At 66.9% G+C, this 18,842-nt stretch carries 18 protein-coding genes and 1 rRNA gene; 8 read left to right on the top strand and 11 right to left on the bottom strand.

From position 1 onward, the window contains the following. Positions 1–63: ribosomal RNA gene (locus LXN00_RS07105) — 16S ribosomal RNA — on the top strand; the annotation flags it as partial. Positions 64–150: 87 nt separating this feature from the next. Continuing rightward, the gene (locus tag LXN00_RS07100) at positions 151–603 is read left to right on the top strand and encodes an NUDIX hydrolase (protein ID WP_234506807.1); all 453 of its coding nucleotides are present in this window, start codon (positions 151–153) and stop codon (positions 601–603) included. Here LXN00_RS07100 and meaB read toward each other — a convergent pair. The 4 genes from meaB to LXN00_RS07080 are packed head-to-tail and all read right to left on the bottom strand — an operon-like array spanning position 600 to position 3,996. Next, positions 600–1,544 carry a methylmalonyl Co-A mutase-associated GTPase MeaB gene (meaB, locus tag LXN00_RS07095; protein ID WP_234506805.1) on the bottom strand — a complete coding sequence of 315 codons (945 nt, stop codon included), beginning with the start codon at positions 1,542–1,544 and terminating at the stop codon, positions 600–602. The genes LXN00_RS07100 and meaB overlap by 4 nt on opposite strands. A 32-nt stretch (positions 1,545–1,576) precedes the next feature. Next, positions 1,577–1,951 (bottom strand): RidA family protein, encoded by a 375-nt coding sequence (locus LXN00_RS07090; protein WP_234506803.1) that lies wholly within the window; start codon positions 1,949–1,951, stop codon positions 1,577–1,579. 4 nt (positions 1,952–1,955) lie between these two features. Then, positions 1,956–3,773 (bottom strand): protein kinase domain-containing protein, encoded by a 1,818-nt coding sequence (locus tag LXN00_RS07085; protein WP_234506800.1) that lies wholly within the window; start codon positions 3,771–3,773, stop codon positions 1,956–1,958. Position 3,774: 1 nt separating this feature from the next. Then, entirely contained in the window at positions 3,775–3,996 is a 222-nt protein-coding gene (locus LXN00_RS07080) for a hypothetical protein (protein ID WP_039459667.1), read from the bottom strand. 88 nt (positions 3,997–4,084) lie between these two features. Between LXN00_RS07080 and murA the strand changes: the two genes are divergently transcribed. Beyond that, entirely contained in the window at positions 4,085–5,377 is a 1,293-nt protein-coding gene (murA, locus tag LXN00_RS07075; protein WP_234506798.1) for a UDP-N-acetylglucosamine 1-carboxyvinyltransferase, read from the top strand. Here the strand turns inward: murA and LXN00_RS07070 are convergent. After that, entirely contained in the window at positions 5,374–5,820 is a 447-nt protein-coding gene (locus tag LXN00_RS07070) for a hypothetical protein (RefSeq protein WP_234506796.1), read from the bottom strand. The two genes, murA and LXN00_RS07070, sit on opposite strands and share 4 nt — an antisense overlap. A gap of 80 nt (positions 5,821–5,900) precedes the next feature. On the opposite strand from LXN00_RS07070, the gene prfB reads away from it, so the two are divergent. Then, positions 5,901–6,999 (top strand): peptide chain release factor 2 gene (gene prfB, locus LXN00_RS07065; RefSeq protein ID WP_234506794.1). Its coding sequence is split into 2 segments (ribosomal slippage): positions 5,901–5,951 and positions 5,953–6,999, totalling 1,098 coding nucleotides; the frame shifts between segments, so codons are not numbered across the junction. On the opposite strand, the gene LXN00_RS07060 is transcribed toward prfB, so the two are convergent. From LXN00_RS07060 to LXN00_RS07035, 5 genes are all read right to left on the bottom strand, one after another. Further along, positions 6,996–7,337 (bottom strand): iron chaperone, encoded by a 342-nt coding sequence (locus LXN00_RS07060; protein ID WP_234506792.1) that lies wholly within the window; start codon positions 7,335–7,337, stop codon positions 6,996–6,998. The two genes, prfB and LXN00_RS07060, sit on opposite strands and share 4 nt — an antisense overlap. Before the next feature lies 1 nt (position 7,338). Beyond that, on the bottom strand, positions 7,339–8,001 hold the full coding sequence (gene phoU, locus LXN00_RS07055; protein ID WP_234506790.1) for a phosphate signaling complex protein PhoU: 663 nt from the start codon (positions 7,999–8,001) through the stop codon (positions 7,339–7,341). A 15-nt stretch (positions 8,002–8,016) separates the two neighbouring features. Beyond that, the gene (locus tag LXN00_RS07050; RefSeq protein WP_234506788.1) at positions 8,017–8,907 is read right to left on the bottom strand and encodes a sensor histidine kinase; all 891 of its coding nucleotides are present in this window, start codon (positions 8,905–8,907) and stop codon (positions 8,017–8,019) included. Continuing rightward, on the bottom strand, positions 8,904–9,575 hold the full coding sequence (locus LXN00_RS07045; RefSeq protein WP_234506786.1) for a response regulator transcription factor: 672 nt from the start codon (positions 9,573–9,575) through the stop codon (positions 8,904–8,906). The genes LXN00_RS07050 and LXN00_RS07045 overlap by 4 nt, the downstream gene beginning before the upstream one ends. A 432-nt stretch (positions 9,576–10,007) precedes the next feature. Beyond that, positions 10,008–12,191: a M66 family metalloprotease gene (locus LXN00_RS07035; protein ID WP_234506784.1), complete on the bottom strand. Its 2,184-nt coding sequence runs from the start codon at positions 12,189–12,191 to the stop codon at positions 10,008–10,010. Positions 12,192–12,251: 60 nt separating this feature from the next. Between LXN00_RS07035 and proB the strand changes: the two genes are divergently transcribed. The 4 genes from proB (at position 12,252) to leuS (ending at position 18,139) form a co-directional block, all read left to right on the top strand. Further along, entirely contained in the window at positions 12,252–13,355 is a 1,104-nt protein-coding gene (proB, locus tag LXN00_RS07030) for a glutamate 5-kinase (RefSeq protein WP_234506782.1), read from the top strand. Continuing rightward, complete coding sequence (locus LXN00_RS07025) at positions 13,352–14,593, top strand: glutamate-5-semialdehyde dehydrogenase (RefSeq protein ID WP_234506780.1); 1,242 nt, start codon at positions 13,352–13,354, stop codon at positions 14,591–14,593. Before proB ends, LXN00_RS07025 begins: the two co-directional genes overlap by 4 nt. Before the next feature lie 3 nt (positions 14,594–14,596). Continuing rightward, a complete protein-coding gene (locus LXN00_RS07020) occupies positions 14,597–15,379 on the top strand; it encodes a YhjD/YihY/BrkB family envelope integrity protein (RefSeq protein WP_234506778.1) in 783 nt (260 codons plus the stop codon). Between the two features lie 126 nt (positions 15,380–15,505). Next, entirely contained in the window at positions 15,506–18,139 is a 2,634-nt protein-coding gene (leuS, locus tag LXN00_RS07015) for a leucine--tRNA ligase (protein WP_234506776.1), read from the top strand. Here leuS and LXN00_RS12640 read toward each other — a convergent pair. Continuing rightward, the gene (locus tag LXN00_RS12640) at positions 18,120–18,773 is read right to left on the bottom strand and encodes a hypothetical protein (protein WP_326491129.1); all 654 of its coding nucleotides are present in this window, start codon (positions 18,771–18,773) and stop codon (positions 18,120–18,122) included. The genes leuS and LXN00_RS12640 overlap by 20 nt on opposite strands. Between the last annotated feature and the right edge of the window lie 69 nt (positions 18,774–18,842).

Below are 18,842 nucleotides of genomic sequence, written 5' to 3'. Positions count from 1 at the left end.
GTGACTGGGGCGAAGTCGTAACAAGGTAGCTGTACCGGAAGGTGCGGCTGGATCACCTCCTTTCTAAGGAGTAACCGGCCTCTGCTCTCCCCTTTTCCGATCCTTGGGGGCGCCTTCGGGCGCCCTTTTTTGTTGCCGAGGAGCAGGGTCTTGCGTAGGAAACGGCAGGTGCGGACAGCCAGGAAGCGGGTGGTTTCCGCCGGGGGGGTGGTCCTCCGAGGGGATCCTCCCGAGGTCCTGGTGGTGTCCTTAAAGGGGGGGAAGGTAGTCACCCTTCCCAAGGGCCAGGTGGAGCCGGGGGAGCGTTACCCTGAAACCGCCGTGCGGGAGGTGCGGGAGGAAACCGGGGTGGAGGCGGCGGTGCTCTCCCCCTTGGGGAAGGTGCGCTACTACTTCACGGTGAAGGATGGGGAGGTCCCGGTGACGGTGAGCAAGGAGGTCCACTACTTCCTCATGGCCTACCGGGGCGGGGAGCCTAGGCCCCAGCTTTCCGAGGTGGAGGCCGCTTACTTCCTGCCGGTGGCGGAAGCCTTGAACCGGCTTTCCTACCCCAACGAGCGGGAGATGTTGCGCAAGGCCCTTTTGCGCTACCGGAGGGGCTAAGCGGGCTGGGCCTTAGGGTCCAGGAGGACGAAGGCGGCCTCCTCCGGGGAGAGCTCGCCTTGGGCCACGCGCCGCACAAGCTCCCCGGCCTTCTGGGTACGGCGGCGGCCCCATTCCTGAATGACGCTTTCCACCTCAAACCGGGCCCGCTCCAGGCGGTGGTCTTCCAGGAGGCTATGGGCCTCGAGGTGGTGGTGGTGGGCTTCCAGCCCCGCAAAAAGCGCCTCCACCCCCTCCCCCGTGGCCGCCACCGTGGGGTAAATGGGGGGGCGCCAACCCCCGGGCCGGGGGGGCGAAAGCTCCAGGGCGCTTTTGAGCTCCTGGATGAGCCTTTCCCCGCCCGGCAGGTCAAACTTGTTCACGGCGAAAATATCGGCGATCTCCATGACCCCCGCCTTGAAGGCCTGCACCGCATCCCCCGCCGCCGGGGTGAGGACGAGGAGGGTGGTGTCCGCCACCCGGGCGATGTCCACCTCGCTTTGGCCCACCCCCACGGTCTCCACGAAGATGCGGTCAAAGCCGAAGGCCTCCAGGAGGGCTAGGGCGGCCACCGTGGCCCCGGCGAGCCCTCCTAGGGCGCCCCGGGAGGCCAAGGAGCGGATATAGACCCCAGGGTCTTGGTGGTGGCGCATCATGCGGATCCGGTCCCCCAGGATGGCCCCCCCGGTGAAGGGGCTGCTGGGGTCCACCGCCAGCACCCCTACTCTTTCGCCCCGCTTGCGGGCCTCGAGGATGAGGCGGTCGGTGAGGGTGCTCTTGCCCGCCCCCGGGCTTCCCGTGACGCCCACCACCTTGGCCCTCCCTTGGCCCCGCACCCGCTTGAGGAGGGCCTGGCCCAAGGGGTGGCCGGCCTCCACCAGGGTGAGGGCCCGGGCCAAGGCCCGCACGTCCCCCGCACGAAAGCGGCTTTCCAGATCCTCCAGGTGGGCTTCCTGCGCCATGGCGCTATTCTACGCTTTTTTGCAGGGGCGTATCATTCCGCCAGGGCCACGCAGGCCACCTCCACCCGTACCCCCCGGGGCAGGGCCTTGACCGCCACCGTGGCCCGGGCGGGGTAGGGGGGAGCGAAGTAGCGGGCGTAGACCTCGTTGAAGCCGGGGAAGTCCTCCATGTCCGCCAGGAAACAGGTGGTCTGGACCACCCGGCTAAGCCCCGAGCCCGCCGCCTCGAGGATGGCCTTCAGGTTTTCCATCACCCGCTCGGTCTGCGTGCGGATGTCCCCCTCCACCAGGGTGCCCTCGGGGGTAAGGGGGATCTGGCCGGAAACAAACACCAAGCCCAAAGCCCGCACCGCTTGGCTGTAGGGACCGATGGCCTGGGGTGCTCCTTCGGTGTGGATGGCCTCCATGCCCCTATCCTACGGCGAAGCGGTAGAGCTTGCCGGAAAGGCTCGCCACCAGCACCTCTCCCGGCAAGGGAAGAGGGGGCACCTGCACCGCCCCCAGGCCCGTGGCCTCAAAGACCACCTGGCCCCGGCGGTCCACCGCCAGGAAGCGGCCCTCCTCCGTGGCCAAAAAGACGTGCCCTGAGGCGTAGGAAAGCCCCGCCGTCACCTTGCCCACCTCGAGGCTCCACACCTCCTCCCCCGTGGCGGCGTCCAAGGCCCGGAGGACCCCATCCCAGGCGGCCACGTAAACCCGCTCCCCGTCCAGGGCGAGGCCTCCCCAGATCTCCCCCTCCACCGCCGCATTCCAGAGGGTTTCCCGGCTCAAGGGGTCAAAGGCGTAGACCTCCCCTTCCCAAGTGGGGATGAAAAGGAGCCCGCGCCCCGCCGCCACCGGGGCGTGGATGGGGCCCGTGCGCACCTTGTAGCGGAGGGCTCCCGTGTCCGGGTCCAGGGCGTAGAGCCAGCCGTCCTCCGAGCCCACGAAGAGGAGGCCCCGGTAGAAGGTGGGGCTTGCGGAAAGGTGCCCCCCGGCCCGGAAGCGGAAAAGGGGGGCGTCCTTGTGAAAGGCGTACAGGGTGCCGTCGCGGCTTGCGGCGTAGACCCGCTCGCCCAGGACCAAAGGGGCGGCGGTGACCTCCGCCCCGGTTTCCAGGCTCCACTCCAGGTGGCGGCCGCGGAAGCGGCGTACCTTCCCGTCCCAGCTCCCCACGTAGACCCCTCCCCGCACCACCGGGGGGGCGGTGACCTCTTCGGGGAGGGCTTCCCGGCGCACCTCTCCCGTGAGGAGGTCCACCTCCACCAAGCCCCGCCCCACCCCCAGGTACACCCTGCCCCCGGCGTGGACCATCTCTCCCGGCCAGGCGGCCTCGCCCCCTAGGTCCAGCTTTCCCTTGAGGGCAAGCCGCCGGGGGTCCGGAGCCAGGGGGTAGTGGCCGGAGCGGCTGGCACCCGCCCGGGGCGTGGCTAGGCGCAGGGCCTGGAACTCCCTCAGGGCGCTATAAAAGAGGTCAGGGTGGGCGGGGCGCTCCTCGGGATGCTTGGCCAAAAGGCCCAGGACCGCCTGCCCCACCCCCTTGGGGATGGCGGGGTTGAGGGCCTCCGGGGCCTTGGGTTCCTCGTACACGTGCTGGTAGAGCACCGCTTGGTCGTTTTCCCCTTCAAAGGGGGGGCGGCCCGTGAGGGTGCGATAGAGGACCGCCCCCAGGCTGTAAAGGTCGGCCTTGGGGGTGAGGGGGAGGCCCTTAGCCTGCTCCGGGGCCATGTACGTGGGGGTGCCCAGGGTATAGCCCGTGCGGGTCAGGTGGCGGCTTTCCTGGAGGAGGTAGGCGAGGCCGAAGTCCATCACCTTGGGCTGGCCTTCCTTGGTGAGGAGGATGTTCTTGGGGGTGAGGTCCCGGTGGAGGATGCCCTGGGCGTGCAGGTGGGCCAGGGCCTCCATGACCTGGGCCGCCGCCAGGAGGATCCGGTCCCCTTCCGGCCCCTCCTCAAAGGGGCCCAGGCGGTCAAAGGTTCCCCCTTCCACCAGCTCCATGACGAAGTAGGGCCGCCCCTCTTCCTCCCCTAGGTCCAGGACCTGGACGATGCCGGGGTGGAAGAGACGGGAAAGGGCCCGTACCTCCAGGAGAAACCGCTCCCGCTCAGGGGGCAGAGCGCGGGGGTGGAGGAGCTTGACCGCCACCCTGCGCCCCAAGCGCTCGTCCAGGGCTTGCCAGACCTCGGCCATGCCCCCGGAGCCCAGGGGGGCCTCGAGGCGGTACCGCCCGGCCAGGAGCATCCGGGTCATTTTAGGGGGTTTCTTCCTCGGGTTCCAGGCGCTTCAGGAGCTCGGCCAACTCCTCCTTGCCCTCCTCCAGCTCTTGGACGATTTTGGCGATGGCCAGGCGCACCACCTCCGACTTGGAAACCAGGCGCTCGGGGCTGGAAAGGGCGTAGGCCGCCCGGGTCAAGAGGGCGTCCTGCTCCTCGGAAATGACCACCTGCAGCCGTTTTTTCTCCTTCTTGGGCATACCGCTCCTTGGCGGGTAGTGTAGCAAAAACCGCATCCCCTTGACAATGGGTATTTTCCTGTATATCCTCTCCTTGAGTAAGGTGAGTATGATGCTCACGGACACGGGGAGGAGCAGGATGCTGCGGATTGAAGGGGGCTCCCCTCTGTCCGGGGAGTTGCGGGTCTACCCCGCCAAGAATGCCGCTTTGCCCATCCTGGCGGCAAGCCTCCTCACCCCAGAGCCCGTCACCCTGGTGGAGGTGCCCAGGCTTCGGGACGTGGAGGTGATGCTGGAGCTCCTCGCCCACCTGGGGACCCATTACGAGTGGGAAGGGCGCACCCTGCACCTCCATACCCCCGAGATCCGGAACATCCACGCCCCTTACGAGCTGGTGGGGCAGATGCGGGCGAGTTTCATCGTCTGGGGCGCCCTCGTGGCCCGGGCAGGGGAGGGGAGGATTTCCTTGCCCGGAGGGTGTGCCTTTGGCGCCCGCCCCGTGGACCAGCACGTGAAGGCCCTCCGGGCCTTGGGGGCCGAGGTGGTGGAGGAGGAGGGGACCTTCTACGCCCGGCGCCTCCGCCCCCTCTCGGGGCGGGTGGTCTTTGACCTGCCCACGGTGGGGGGGACGGAGCAAGCCATGCTGGCCGTGGCCCTAGGCGGCGAGGCCACCTTGGTCCAGGCGGCCATGGAACCGGAGATAGAGGACCTCGGGCGTTTCCTCTCCATGCTAGGGGTGGAGGTGAGGGGCCTGGGGAGCGCTATCCTGCACGTCAAAGGGGCAAGCCGCCTTAAGGGAGGGCGCTACCGCATCATCCCGGACCGCATAGAGGCCGGCACCTACCTCCTGGCGGCGGCGGCTACCCGGGGGTCCATCACCCTGCGGGAAGTGCGCCCCGACCACCTGGACGCTCTTTTGGACAAGCTCCGTCAGGCTGGGCACCATTTGGAGGTGGGGCAGGACTGGATCCGCTTCGCCGCTACCCCGGAGCCTTCGCCCTTTTCCGTGGAGGCCCGGGAGTACCCCGGTTTCCCCACGGACCTGCAACCCATCGTGACCGCCTACCTGGCCACGGTGCCCGGGCAAAGCGCCGTGAGCGACCGGGTTTACCCCGACCGCTTCACCCACGTGGGGGAGCTGGCGCGCATGGGGGCAGAGCTTTACCTAAGGGACCGGACGCTCTTGGTAAATGGCCGGCGCCTCCACGGGGCCCAGGTGAAGGCCCTGGACATCCGGGCTGGCGGGGCTTTGGTGGTGGCGGCCCTGAGCGCAGAAGGGGTTACGGAGATTGAAGGGGTCTACTTCCTGGAGCGGGGGTACGAGCACCTGGAGGAGCGCCTAAAGGCCCTGGGGGCCCGGGTGGGCGTGGCGGAGATGGCTTTGGCCCAGGCGGCGGACTAGCCCCAAACCCTTAAGGCTTCGGGGAACCGGAAGAAGAGCCGGTTCCTTTCTAGCTCGGGGCTGTAGGCGCTTTCCACGTAGCCCGCAAGGCGGAGGGCCTCCAGCACCTCCCGGGCCACCGCCCGGTCCCCTTCCACCTGGGCGGCGAGAAAGGCGAGGGCCTCTTCCTCCTCGTCCCCTTCGCCCACGAACTCCCGGTACTCCTGGTCCAAGGCCCGCATCAGGGCCTGGAGGTTCAGGGGCTTTTCCGTGAAGAACCAGCGGCTCCTGGCTCCGGGGAGGAAGTGGGCGTAGCCTTGGGCCTCGAGGGCCTGGGCCAGGTGCGCCGCCTCGGCGTGGGGGTAGCCCCGCTGGACGAGAAGGGTCACCAAAGCATCCCGCTCCCCGGGAAGCCCCTGGGGGTAGTCCTGGCGAAGCGCTTGCGCGAGCTCCTTGAACGCCACGCTACCACCTCCCGTTTCTTTATAATAAAGGTTGCGCGAGGTAGTATCAAGAGGAGGCTTTGCGCTATACTGAAAGCGGTATGGACCTGGACCTCCTCGCCAAACGCCTAGAGAGCCTCCGGGGGTATCTTTGACATCCCCGGGAAGGAAGCCCGACTGAAAGAGCTAGACCAGCGCCTCGAGGACCCCACCCTTTGGCAGAACCCGGAAGAAGCCCGGCGGGTAAGCCAGGAGGCGGCCCGCCATCGGCGGGTGGTGGACACCTTCCGCAACCTGGAAAGCGACCTCCAGGGCCTCCTGGAGCTTTGGGAGGAGTTTCCTGCCGAGGAGCGGGAGGCCCTGAGGCCCGAGCTGGAGGAAGCGGCCAGGAAGCTAGAGGAGCTCTACCACGAAACCCTCCTCGCCTTCCCCCACGCCGAGAAGAACGCCATCCTCACCATCCAGCCCGGGGCAGGGGGCACGGAGGCCTGCGACTGGGCGGAGATGCTCTTAAGGATGTACACCCGCTTCGCCGAGCGCCAGGGCTTCCAGGTGGAGGTGGTGGACCTCGTGCCGGGGGCGGAGGCGGGGATTGACTACGCCCAGATCCTGGTCAAGGGGGAAAACGCCTACGGCCTTTTTTCCCCCGAGGCGGGGGTCCACCGCCTGGTGCGCCCCTCCCCCTTTGACGCCTCGGGCCGCCGCCACACCTCCTTCGCCGGGGTGGAGGTGATGCCGGAGGTGGACGAGACGGTGGAGGTGGTGATCCGCCCCGAGGACCTGCGCATTGACGTCTTCCGCTCCCAAGGCCACGGGGGCCAAGGGGTGAACACCACGGACTCAGCGGTGCGCATCGTCCACCTGCCCACGGGGATCACCGTCACCTGCCAGGCCACCCGGAGCCAGATCAAGAACAAGGAGCTGGCCATGAAGGTCCTCCGCTCCCGGCTTTTTGAGCTGGAGTGGAAGAAGAAGCAGGAGGAGCTAAGGAAGCTGAAGGGCGAGGTGCGGCCCATTGAGTGGGGAAGCCAGATCCGAAGCTACGTCTTGGACAAGCAGTACGTGAAGGACCACCGCACGGGGCTCATGCGCTTTGACCCGCAAAACGTCCTGGACGGGGACCTCTTGGACTTCATCTGGGCGGGGCTTGAGTGGAAGGCGGGCCGCCGCCAGACGGCGGAGGAGGTGGAGGCGGATTAGCCCACGGCTCGGCGCAGGAGGGCTCGGACCTGGGCCTCCTCCTCGAGGCCCAGTTCCTTTAGGGCGAAGGCCACGGGCCACATCTTGCCCTGGTCCAACCGGGCCTGGTCGGTGAAGCCCAAGGTGGCGTAGCGGGTCTGGAAGCGGTGGGCGGGCTGGAAGAAGCAGACCACCTTGTCCTTGAGGGCGTAGGCCGGCATGCCGTACCAAAGCCGCAGGGTGAGGTGGGGGGCCGCTTCCTGGACGAGGGCGTGGAGGCGGAGGGCCAAGGAGCGGTCGGGCTCGGGCCAAAGGGCGATGGCTCCCAGCACCGCCTCTGGGTCTTGGGTGCGGGCCATGTTAGTAAACGTCCTCCGGGGCCTTGTAGACCTCCCCCGTGAGCCAGTAGATGACCCGCTCCGCCACGTTCTCCAAATGGTCCCCAAGCCGCTCGTAGCTGCGGGCCACCCGCATGAGGGTGAGGGCCTTGGTGATGGTCCGAGGGTCTTCCATCATGTAGGTGATGAGCTCCCGGGTTACCTCCTCGTAGAGCCCGTCCACCTGGTCGTCCAGTTCCAGGACCTTGCGGGCCAAAGCGGTGTCCCGCTCGGCCACGCTCCTGCCCAGGGTGTCCATCATCTCCAAAAGGCGCCTGCCCATCTCCGGCAGGGTCACGTAGCGCTTCAAGGGGGGCTCTTTGCTCAGGAGAAGGGCGTCTTCCGCCACGTGCATGGCGTAGTCCCCCGCCCGTTCCAGGTCGGTGAGGGCCTTAATGATGGTGAAGATCAGCCTGAGGTCCGTGGCCACGGGCTGGTGGCGGGCGATGACGGCGATGGCCTGGTTTTCAATCTTGAGCTCCAGCTCGTCCACCTCTTTGTCCTTGGCGATGACCGCCTGGGCCCGGGCGGCGTCCTGCTGGACCAGGGCCTCGGTGGCTTCCTGGGTCATCTCCCGCACCAAGGAGAGCATCCTCAAGGTTTCTTCCAGAAGCTGGTTGAGCGCTCGGTCTAGGGCTTCCCGCATGGGTTCCTCCTCGCTTCAGTCTAGGGGAAGGTGGACGCCGAAAACGTTCTCTTCCCCTTCCCGCCTTGCGTAGGCCTCTCCTCCGAGGCCTCGAGCCAGGCGGCGCACCAGGTAAAGGCCAAGCCCTTGCCCCAGGCCCCCCTGGAACCCCCGGCGCCCCGGGAGGAAGAGGGTTTCGTAGTCGGGGAGGGGTGGGCCCGCATCCCGCACCTCCAGGTGGAGGCGGTCCGCCTCTAGGTGCGAAAGGAGGCGGATGGGGTCTTGGCCGTACTTGAGGGCGTTTTCCAGGAGGTTTAAGAGGATCTGGAAGAGGGCGTCGGGGTCGGTGTGGGCGGTGTGGGGGAGGTGGACCTCCACGCGCCTTCCCTGGAGCTTCTCCTGGAGAAGCCTTTCCAGGCGGGGCCAGAGCTCCTGAAGGGGAAAGGTGCGTTTAGGCCCGGGCTGGGTGAAGGAAAGGCTTTGCGCCAGGCGGGCGAGGCGGGCCACCTCCCCTTTGAGGAGGTCCAGGACCTCCTTTTCCTGCTTGGTTCTGGGCGTGAGGGCCTCCAGGAGGGGCCCCATCCCCGCCAGGGGGGTCCTGAGCTCGTGGGCCAGGGTAAGGGTGGCCTCCTCGAGGGCCTCTAGCCTTCCCTTCACCTCCGTTTCGTCCAAGAGGTAGAGCCTTCCCGGGAGGGCCTTGGCCTTCAGGAGGCGGCCCCGCACCTCTAGGTGCCTTTCCCCCCCGTGGAGGGCTAAGGCTTCCAGGCGGTGGTCCCGTAGGGCGAGGAGGAGGGGGCGGCCCACCACCTTTTCCCGGCGCACCTGCAAAAGCTCCTCCGCCTTGGGGTTGAGGTAGACCACCTGCCTTTCCCGGTGCAGGACGAGGCCTTCCAAGGCCTCCTCCCAGGCGGCCCAAAACTCCTTCACCCCACCTCCTTGAAGCGGTACCCAAGCCCCCGTACCGTTTCCAAAAAGCGGGGGGCTTTGGGGTCCTCGCCCAGCTTTTCCCGTAGCTGCAGGATGTGCTGGTCCACGGTCCTGGGGGTGCCAAAGTAGTCTGGACCCCAGACGGCCTCCAAGAGCGCTTCCCGGGTGTAGACCCGGCCCGGATGCTGGGCCAAGTAGGCCAAAAGGGCGAACTCCCGCCGGGTGAGGGGAAGGGGTTTCCCCTCCAGGCTCGCCTCCATGCGCTCTAGGTCCAGGAGAAGGGGGCCCCGCTTCAAGCGCTTGGGCTTCCCCGCCCGGCGCAGGAGGGCCTCGAGGCGGGCGAGAAGCTCCTCCGTGGCGAAGGGCTTGGCCAGGTAGTCGTCCGCCCCCCGGCTTAGGCCCTCCACCCGGTCCCGCACCTCGGCGCGGGCGGTGAGGAGGAGGACGGGAAGCTCGGCGAAGGCGCCTTGGCGCATCCTTTCCAGGAGCTTGATCCCGGGCTCATCGGGAAGCATCCAGTCCAGGATCACCGCTTCCGCCTCCTGAAGGAGGGGCCAGGCCTCGTGGGCGTTTTCCGCCTCCAGTACCCGGTGCCCGGCCCGCTCCAGGGCCAGGCGGACCCCAAGCCGCACCGCCCGTTCGTCCTCCACCAGGAGCACCGTGGCCACGCTTTCAGTCTAGCCCGGGCCAGGTCAGGGCACGGTCAAGCCCTTGGCTGGACTCGCCTAACAAATGGTTTGATGCGAGCGCAATGCCCATCGCTTGGGCCTTGGAAACACCTGTCACAGGACCCCGTAAGGCAGCGAGGTCTTAGGGTACGGCCCTGCTTTGAGAGGAAGCCCTCGCATCCAGCCCAGAAAGCGTGGGGAGAGCAGCCTTCCTCAGGCTCTGGCCAGTGGCTTGTGGCTAGCAGCATAATGGCTTTGGTGCGCAAGGTACTAGAAGCCCATCTTCTGGCCTTGCTTCGGGAGCCTCACTCCTTGGACGAACTTTATTTTACCCTAAAAAATCTTCATCCCAACTTGCGTAAGGTCACGCTTTTTGGTCTGTTAATCCGGCTTAAGCGGGAAGGGTGGGTGGTCTACCGCGATGGGCGCTTCCTAGCGAGGGAGACGCACGACCCGGACGCTTAGGCCGTCCGTGAACTGGACCTCAAAGTGGCCTCCTGGGGGTAGGCCCTCAAGGGCCAGGCGGGCTTCCCCGGCGGGGTGGAAGAGGGTGAGGGCGGTGCGGGTGCCGTCATCGGCCACGTGGAAAACCGCGAAGCTCTTGGCCCCCTGGACCCGAACCCAGAGGAACCCTCCCTCCTCTTGGGCTTCTACCCGCGGTTCGGCTTGGGGAAGCAGGGAAGCCACGAGTTCCCCCAAAAGGTTCCCTTCCAGGTAGAGGCCCACCCGGGTGTAGCGGGCCACGGGCGCCTTGGCTTGGAAGTGGAGGGTCCCTTCCGAATCCCGGAGGACATACACCGGTAGCTCTAGGCCGTCCACCCTCAAGCGATAGGGGGAGGGTTCTCCTTCAGGGTTTGCCTTAAGGAGAAGCGGGGGGTTGAAGACCAGTGCGCCGTTTTCTATGCGACCGGTGAAGAAGAGCCCTTCTTCAGGGAGGCTTTGCGGACGGGGGGGCGTGGCCTCCAAAAAGCCCTGGGCCCCCTCATAGGTGTAATCGGAAACCCATTGGGGCCCGCAGTAGCTCATGAGGTCGTAGCGCTCGTTGGGGTCGCGGAGGGTTCCCGTGGCGAGGTCATAGCCCCAGGTGCCGATTTTTCCCCCCGGATAAGGGTAGTTGGGGTCGCCGGAGGTACCGCAAGGGGCGTGTTCCCGCCCGAAGTTGTGCCCCAGCTCGTGGGCCATGACCACGGGCGCAGAGGAGGCGTAATCCCAACCCACCGCCACCGGGTAGCCGATGTACCCGATCCCCGCAATGCCCGAGGTGTAGGTAACCCGCACAAAGCCGTAGTAGTACCGCCCGCTGCCATCTGTTTGGCGCAAGATGCGGAGCTCAACCAGCAATTGGGCCCAGGTGTTCCCGTTGCTGGCGCTTAGGGTTCCGGAGAAGGTGTAAGGGGTCCGGATGGTGAAGCTTATGTCCTTCAAGGGCCACACGCGCCAAAGGGTTTCTGGGAAGTCGGGTACCGAGGCGGTCTGTCCCTGGTGCACCACGGGCACCACGGTGAGGTACAGGGTGGTGCCTGCGCCCACTGCGGGCGTGAGCACGCGGAGGTTGTCGCTTTCGTTGGTTTCGGGAACCTGGTTGGCGGGGTCCACCCGGAGCTCCACCCGAAGCCCCGGGGCCACCCAGGAAGCGGGCAGGGTGGCGTTGCAGGTGGAGGATAGGTCGCCCTGCGTGGCGCGGGTGGGGATGGGGTTTGGGCAGGAGAAGGCCAGGTTCCCCTGGAAGGTGTTGTTCACATAGACAGCGCCCCCAATCGGCGTGGTTAAAGACACAGAGGATGGGCTTGCCACCAGGTGCACCCTGAGGAGGGCGGGTTTCCCAGCTACCAAGCGCAGATTTTCCTTAAGCACGGTTTGGCCCCACTCGGCCTTCTCAATGAAAAGATTGGCGTTCGCCGAGGCTGGGGTTACGCTGAGGGTCAGGGATACCTCGCGGGTAAGGCTTCCTCCGGTGCCCCGAACATAGAGGTTGTAGGTACCCGGGGATAAGGAAGGGGAAGCTTTGAGCTCGAGGTTGGGCGCCGAGGGCACGGGGGTGGAGGTGGGGGAGAGGGTCACCCCCGAGAAGGGATTTTTATTGGCATCCACGAGGCTTAGGTCTATAGAGCCTGGATACGTACCCGAAACCACAAGGCGCACGTAAGCCGTGCCCCCTTGGGGGACGGAGAGCGCTGAGCTTTCTAGCGTGAGAGTGAAATCCTCGCTAGGCGGCGAGCTCACGGTGACGTCCAGGTTTTTCTCTTGGGTGATGTTGCCGCTGACCGCGCGGAGCTTGAGGGGGTAGGTGCCCGGGGCCACGCCGCTTCCCACGGAGACGGTGAGGGTCTGGGTGACGGGGGAGCCGGCGAGGCTAACGGAGGGAGGGGTGAGGGTGATGCCGGGCACGGGGTTATGGGTGTTGCGGTCCACCAGGGAGAGGCTGACGGCCCCCGTGAAGCCGTTCGTGGGGGTGAGGGTGACCTGGGTGGTCCCGCTCCCCCCTTGGGGGATGGTGAGGCTTGCGGGGTTGGGGTCGGAGAGGGTGAAGGAAGGAGGCTGGTTTTGGGCTTGCTGTTGGCAGGAAACAAGGGAGACAGCGAGGCCCAAGGCGAGGAGGAGAGCAAACTGGGCCATAATCCGCACCTTAGCAGAGGGCTAGGGCGCTTAGGTGAGAGGGTGCTATCCTGGACCTTAATGCGGCCTGGGCTTTCCGCCAAAAGGTTGGTGGTCAAGGTGGGGAGTGCGGTCCTGGCCGGGCCTAGGGGGTTGGACCGGGAGGCCATGGCCGAGATTGCCCGCCAGGTCCTGGCCCTGAAGGCGGCGGGGCGGGAGGTGGTTTTGGTGTCCTCGGGGGCGGTGGCGGCGGGCATGGCGGCCACGGGGCTTCCCCGCCCGGAGGACATGCCCCTGAAGCAGGCCTTGGCCGCCATCGGCCAGCCCCTCCTCATGGCCGTTTGGCGGGAGGCTTTTCAGGGGGTTCCCGTGGCCCAGGTGCTCCTGACGGCGGAGGATTTGGCCTCGAGGGAGCGCTACCTGAGCGCCAAGGCCACCCTGAAGGCCCTTTTGGAGCTAGGGGCCATTCCCATCATCAACGAGAACGACACCGTGGCCTTCCAGGAGATCCGCTTCGGGGACAACGACCAGCTTTCCGCCCGGGTGGCGGCCTTGGTGGAGGCGGGGCTACTCCTCCTCCTTTCCGACGTGGACGCGCTTTACGAGGAAGACCCCAAGAAAAACCCTGAAGCGAGGCCCATCCTCGAGGTCAAAGACCCTGCCTCCGCCCTGCGGCACGCCGGGGAAGGGAACCCCTTGGGAAGCGGCGGCATGCGCTCCAAGCTCCTCGCCGCCCGGCTTGCGGGGCGGGTGGGCATCCCCACCCTGCTTCTGCCCGGGAGGCGGCCCTCGGTCCTCTTGGAGGCCTTGGAGGGGGTGCCCATCGGCACCTACTTCCACGCCCAGAGGCGCTACCGGGGGGAGCGGGCCTGGCTCTATGGCCTTGTGCGCCCCAAGGGGGAGCTCGTCTTGGACCAAGGGGCGGTGCGGGCCCTGCGGGAAAGGGGGGCAAGCCTCCTCCCCGCCGGGGTCAAGGAGGTGCGGGGGCGGTTTGGCCGGGGGGAGGCGGTGCGCCTCCTCGCCGAAACGGGAGAGGAGGTGGGGGTGGGCCTTGCCAACTATGCCGCCGAGGAGATCGCCCGCATCCAGGGGCGGAAAAGCGCAGAGATTGAGGCCATCTTGGGCTACCGCTACACGGAGGAGGTGGTCCACCGGGACCACCTGGCCCTAAAGGAGGAGGCATGACGGCGCTGGGTCTAAGGGATTTGGCGGAGCGGGCCAAGGCCAAGCTTCCCCTCATCGCCAAGGGGAGGCGGGACGAGGCCCTTTTGCGCATGGCGGCGCTTCTTTCCGAGCGCTGGCCGGAGGTGCTGACGGCCAACCGGATGGACCTGGAGGAGGCGGAAAGGGCGGGGCTTCCCAAGGCCAAGCTGGACCGGCTCGCCCTAAAGGAGAAGGACCTCAAGACCCTCACCGAGGGCTTGAGGCAGATCGCCGCCCTTCCCGACCCCTTGGGGCGGATTGAGGGCTTGAGCAAGCGGCCGAGTGGCCTCCGGGTGGGCCGGATGCGGGTGCCTTTGGGCCTCATCGGCTTCATCTACGAGGCGCGCCCCGGGGCCACGGTGGAGGCGGTGGCCGTGGCCCTGAAAGCGGGGAACGCCATGCTCCTCAGGGGCGGCAAGGAGGCCTTCCGCTCCAACCAGGCCCTGGTGGGCCTATGGCACGAGGCCCTGAGGGAGGCGGGGCTTCCGGAGGAGGCGGTCCTCCTGGTCCCCACCACGGACCGGGAGGCCATCCTGGAGATGTGCCGCTTGGAGCTTCTGGACCTCCTCATCCCCCGGGGCGGGGAGGAGCTCATCCGCTTGGTGCAGAAGGAGGCCCGGGTGCCCGTCCTGGCCCACGCCAAGGGGGTGAACCACCTCTATGTGGACGAGAAGGCGGACCTTTCCATGGCCCTCCGTCTGGCCCTGAACGGCAAGACCCAGCGCCCGGCGGTGTGCAACGCCCTCGAGGCCGTCTTGGTCCACGAGAAGGTGGCGGAGGCTTTCCTGCCCCTTCTGGAGGGGGCCATGCGGGAAAAGGGGGTGGAGCTTAGGGCCTGTCCCCGGGCCCTTCCCCTTCTAAAGGAGGCGGTGCCCGCAGGGGAGGAGGAATGGGACCGGGAGTACCTGGACCTCGTGCTCCGGGTCAAGGTGGTTTCGGGCCTGGAGGAGGCCTTGGCCCACATCGCCCGCCACGGCTCCCGGCACACGGAGGCCATCTGCACGGAGGACCCCAAGGCGGCCTGGCGCTTCCTGGAGGAGGTGGACGCCTCCTTGGTTCTCTGGAACGCCTCCACCCGCTTCAACGACGGCTTTGAGCTGGGCCTGGGGGCGGAGATCGGCATCAGCACCTCCAAGCTCCACGCCTACGGCCCCATGGGTCCCCTGGAGCTCACCGCCTTGAAATGGGTGGCCCTGGGGGAGGGGCAGGAGAGGAAGTAGGCGTTGCTGCGAAGGGTTTTTGACCTTTACACCGAGGCCCACGTTCCCTTCTTCGCCGCCGCCCTCGCCTACTACGCCCTTCTCTCCCTCATGCCCCTTCTTTTCCTCTTGGTGGGGGTTTTCGGCCTCCTGCTGGCGGGAAACCCCCTTTGGCAAAAGGAGCTCCAGGAGGCCTTAGGGGGGCTCACCCTGGCCCTTTTCCCCGCCCGGCCCGAACTCGCAGAGGACCTCCTCCGCTTCCTTTCGCAAAGCGCCTTTCCCCTCACCCTGGGAAGCGGCCTCCTCTTCCTCTGGTCCGGGAGCAACTTCTTCGCCGCCCTTAGCTACGCCTTGGGCCTCGTCTTCGGCCGCCCCCCCGGGGTGCGCCACCGGCTTTTAGGGCTTTTCATGCCTTTTCTCCTGGGCCTCGCCCTCATCCTCCTCTCCCTCCTGGGTCTGGCCCTGGGCTTTATCCTCCGCTACCTGCCCCCGGCTTGGCGGGGCCTTCTTGGGCCTTTGGAGGTCCTTCTGCCCCTCTTTTCCGCCTTCTTCCTCTTCCTCCTCACCTACGCCTTTTTCCGCGGGGTTCGGGGGCTACGGGACCTCCTCCCCTTAAGCGCCGGGGCCGGGATGGCGGCCCTCCTCTTTGAGGGGGTGCGGCTTGGGCTTCCCAAGCTCCTTCCCCGCTCCCAGTACGAGCTCCTCTACGGGCCCCTGGCGGGGTTCGTCCTGGCCCTCCTCGGGCTTTACCTGGTCCTCCTCTCCCTCCTCCTGGGGGCCTTGGTGGCCCGGGCCCTCGAGGACTAGCGCCTTTTCTCCAAGGTGCAAAAAGGGGTAGGATGGACTCATGCGTCCGGCCAGGCTAGCCCCCTAAAGGGAAGGGGCCTGGCCGTCCCTTCCCTGCGGGGGAAGGGTTTTTTTGAGGAGGCGAAGATGGAGAAGTACAACCCCCACGCCATAGAGCCCAAGTGGCAACGCTTCTGGAAAGAGAAGGGCTTCATGAAGGCCAAGGAGGTGCCGGGGAAGCGGGGCAAGCAGTACGTCCTCGTCATGTTCCCCTACCCCTCCGGGGACCTGCACATGGGCCACCTGAAGAACTACACCATGGGGGACGTCCTCGCCCGCTTCCGCCGGGTGCAGGGCTACGAGGTCCTCCACCCCATGGGCTGGGACGCCTTCGGCCTGCCGGCGGAGAACGCCGCCTTGAAGTTCGGCGTCCACCCCCGGGACTGGACCTACCAGAACATCCGCCAGGCCAAGGAAAGCCTGGAGCTCATGGGCATCCTCTACGACTGGGACCGGGAGGTGACCACCTGCGAGCCCGACTACTACCGCTGGAACCAGTGGATCTTCATCAAGATGTGGGAGAAGGGCCTGGCCTACCGGGCCAAGGGCCTCGTGAACTGGTGCCCCAAGTGCCAGACGGTTCTCGCCAACGAGCAGGTGGTGGAGGGGCGTTGCTGGCGGCACGAGGACACCTTGGTGGAGAAGCGGGAGCTGGAGCAGTGGTACCTGCGCATCACCGCCTACGCCGACCGGCTCCTTCGGGACCTCGAGGGCCTGGACTGGCCCGAGAAGGTGAAGGCCATGCAACGGGCCTGGATCGGCCGCTCGGAAGGGGCGGAGATCCACTTCCCCGTGGAGGGCCGGGAGGAGAGGATCACCGTCTTCACCACCCGCCCCGACACCCTTTTCGGGGCCACCTTCATGGTCCTGGCCCCCGAGCACCCCTTGGCCCTGGAGCTCGCCGCCCCCGAGCGCCGGGAGGAGGTCTTGGCCTACGTGGAGGCGGCCAAGCGCAAGACGGAGATTGAGCGCCAGGCGGAAGGGCGGGAGAAGACGGGGGTTTTCCTGGGGGCCTATGCCCTAAACCCCGCCACTGGGGAGCGGATCCCCATCTGGACCGCCGACTACGTGCTCTACGGCTACGGCACCGGGGCCATCATGGCCGTGCCCGCCCACGACAGCCGGGACTACGAGTTCGCCAAAAAGTACGGCCTCCCCATCAGGAAGGTGATTGAACGCCCCGGCGAGCCCCTTCCCGAGCCCCTGGAGGGGGCCTACGAGGAGCCGGGCATCATGGTGAACTCCGGCCCCTTTGACGGCACGGAAAGCGAGGAGGGCAAGCGGAAGGTCATCGCCTGGCTGGAGGAAAAGGGCCTGGGTAGGGCCCGCATCACCTACCGCCTGCGGGACTGGCTCATCAGCCGCCAGCGCTACTGGGGCACCCCCATCCCCATGGTCCACTGCCCCACCTGCGGCGTGGTGCCGGTGCCCGAGGAGGAGCTTCCCGTCCTCCTCCCCGACCTCAAGGACGTGGAGGACATCCGCCCCAAGGGGAAAAGCCCCTTGGAGGCCCACCCCGAGTTCTACGAGACCTCCTGCCCCAAGTGCGGCGGCCCCGCCAAGCGGGACACCGACACCATGGACACCTTCTTTGACAGCTCCTGGTACTACCTCCGCTACACCGACCCCAAGAACGAGCGCCTCCCCTTCGCCCGGGAGAAGGCGGATTTCTGGATGCCGGTGGACCAGTACATCGGCGGGGTGGAGCACGCCGTTTTGCACCTTCTCTACAGCCGCTTCTTCACCAAGTTCCTCCATGACCTGGGCATGGTGGGGGTGGAGGAGCCCTTCCAGGGCCTCTTCACCCAGGGCATGGTCATGGCCTGGACAGACTTCGGGCCCGTGGAGGTGGAGGGGGAGCGGGTGCGCCTCCCCGAGCCCACCCGCATCCAGCTGGAGATTGGGGAAAACGAGCTTTCCCTGGAGGACGTGAGGAAGATGGGGGCCGAGCTCAGGCCCCACGAGGACGGCACCCTCCACCTCTGGAAGCCCGCGGTGATGAGCAAGTCCAAGGGCAACGGGGTCATGGTGGGGCCCTTCGTGAAGGAGGAGGGGGCGGACATCGCCCGCATCACCATCCTCTTCGCCGCCCCGCCCGAGAACGAGATGGTCTGGACCGAGGAGGGGGTGCAGGGGGCCTGGCGCTTCCTGAACCGGGTGTGGCGGCGGGTGGTGGAGGACCAGGAGGCCCTTCTCCATACCACGGGGAAGTTCCAGAAGGAGGACCTGGAGGGGGAGGACAAGGCGCTTTACGGGAAGCTCCACGAAACCCTGAAGAAGGTGACGCAGGACCTCGAGGCCCTTCGCTTCAACACCGCTATCGCCGCCCTCATGGAGTTCCTCAACGCCCTTTACGAGTACCGCCGCAAGCGGCCCGTGACCCCGGTCTACCGCACCGCCATCCGCTACTACCTGCAGATGCTCTTCCCCTTCGCCCCCCACATCGCCGAGGAGCTTTGGCACCGCTTCTGGCCCGATAGCCTCTTTGAGGCGGGCTGGCCCGAGCTGGACGAAAGCGCCTTGGAGAAGGACGTGGTGGAGGTGGCGGTGCAGGTGAACGGCAGGGTGCGGGGCACCATCCGGATCCCCAAGGACGCCCCCCTGGAGATGGCCCTGGCGGAGGCCAAGAAGGTCCCCAACGTCCAGGCCCACCTGGAGGGCAAGCAGGTGGTGAAGGAGATCTACGTGCCGGGGAGGATCCTCAACCTGGTAGTGCGCTGAGGGAAAGGCTTAGCCGGGTGGGCACCACCTGGGCCACCTCGCCCTGGGCGGGGGTAAGGAAGAGCCCTTCGCCCGGGGCGTAGGCCAGAAGCCGCCCATAGCCCAGGAAAAACCCCTCGGGGTCCAGGAGGCCGTAAAGCCTTTCCGGCTCCGGGGGATGGGAAAGGGGGAGGACCCTGGGCCTCGCCTCCTGGAAGTGGGCAAGGAGGCGCTCCAGGCGGTTTTGCCGCCGCAACTTAGGGCTTTTCCGCCTGGCCTCGGGCAAGGGGGGCACGGGGCGCGCCTTGAGGTCCCGGCGCCAGGCGAAGGCTTGGAAAAGCGCCTCCGAACCCAGGATGAGGATCTCCGCCGGGCTCAAGGCCTCCGCCTGAAGGAGGCGGAACTCCGGGTCCAAAAGGCCGTCCGTGTCCGCCACCGCCGGGCTCCCCCTCGNCGGGGGGGGGGAGGTGGCCCCCAGGAGGTAGCGGCGCACCGGGGTGAGGGCGCCTTCCCGGTAGCGGAAGAGGGTGAAGGTGCCCGGCAAGGCCCCTTGCCCCGGGTCCAGGTCCAGGAGATAGGCCTCCTTGAGCTTCTCTAGGAGCCTATGGGCCAGGGTGGTCTTGCCCACGTCCGTGGGGCCCAAGAGGAGGAGCACGAGGAAAACTCTAGCACCCCTTCGTGGTCTTACGCCTTTTTGCCACTTCGCAAGAAAGTGATATACTTG

It is taken from the genome of Thermus brockianus, from assembly GCF_021462505.1.
In the GTDB taxonomy this organism is placed as follows: Bacteria; Deinococcota; Deinococci; order Deinococcales; family Thermaceae; genus Thermus; species Thermus hydrothermalis.
The sequence above is the reverse complement of the archived record's forward strand: the minus strand, read 5'-3'. Positions and strand labels throughout refer to the sequence as shown.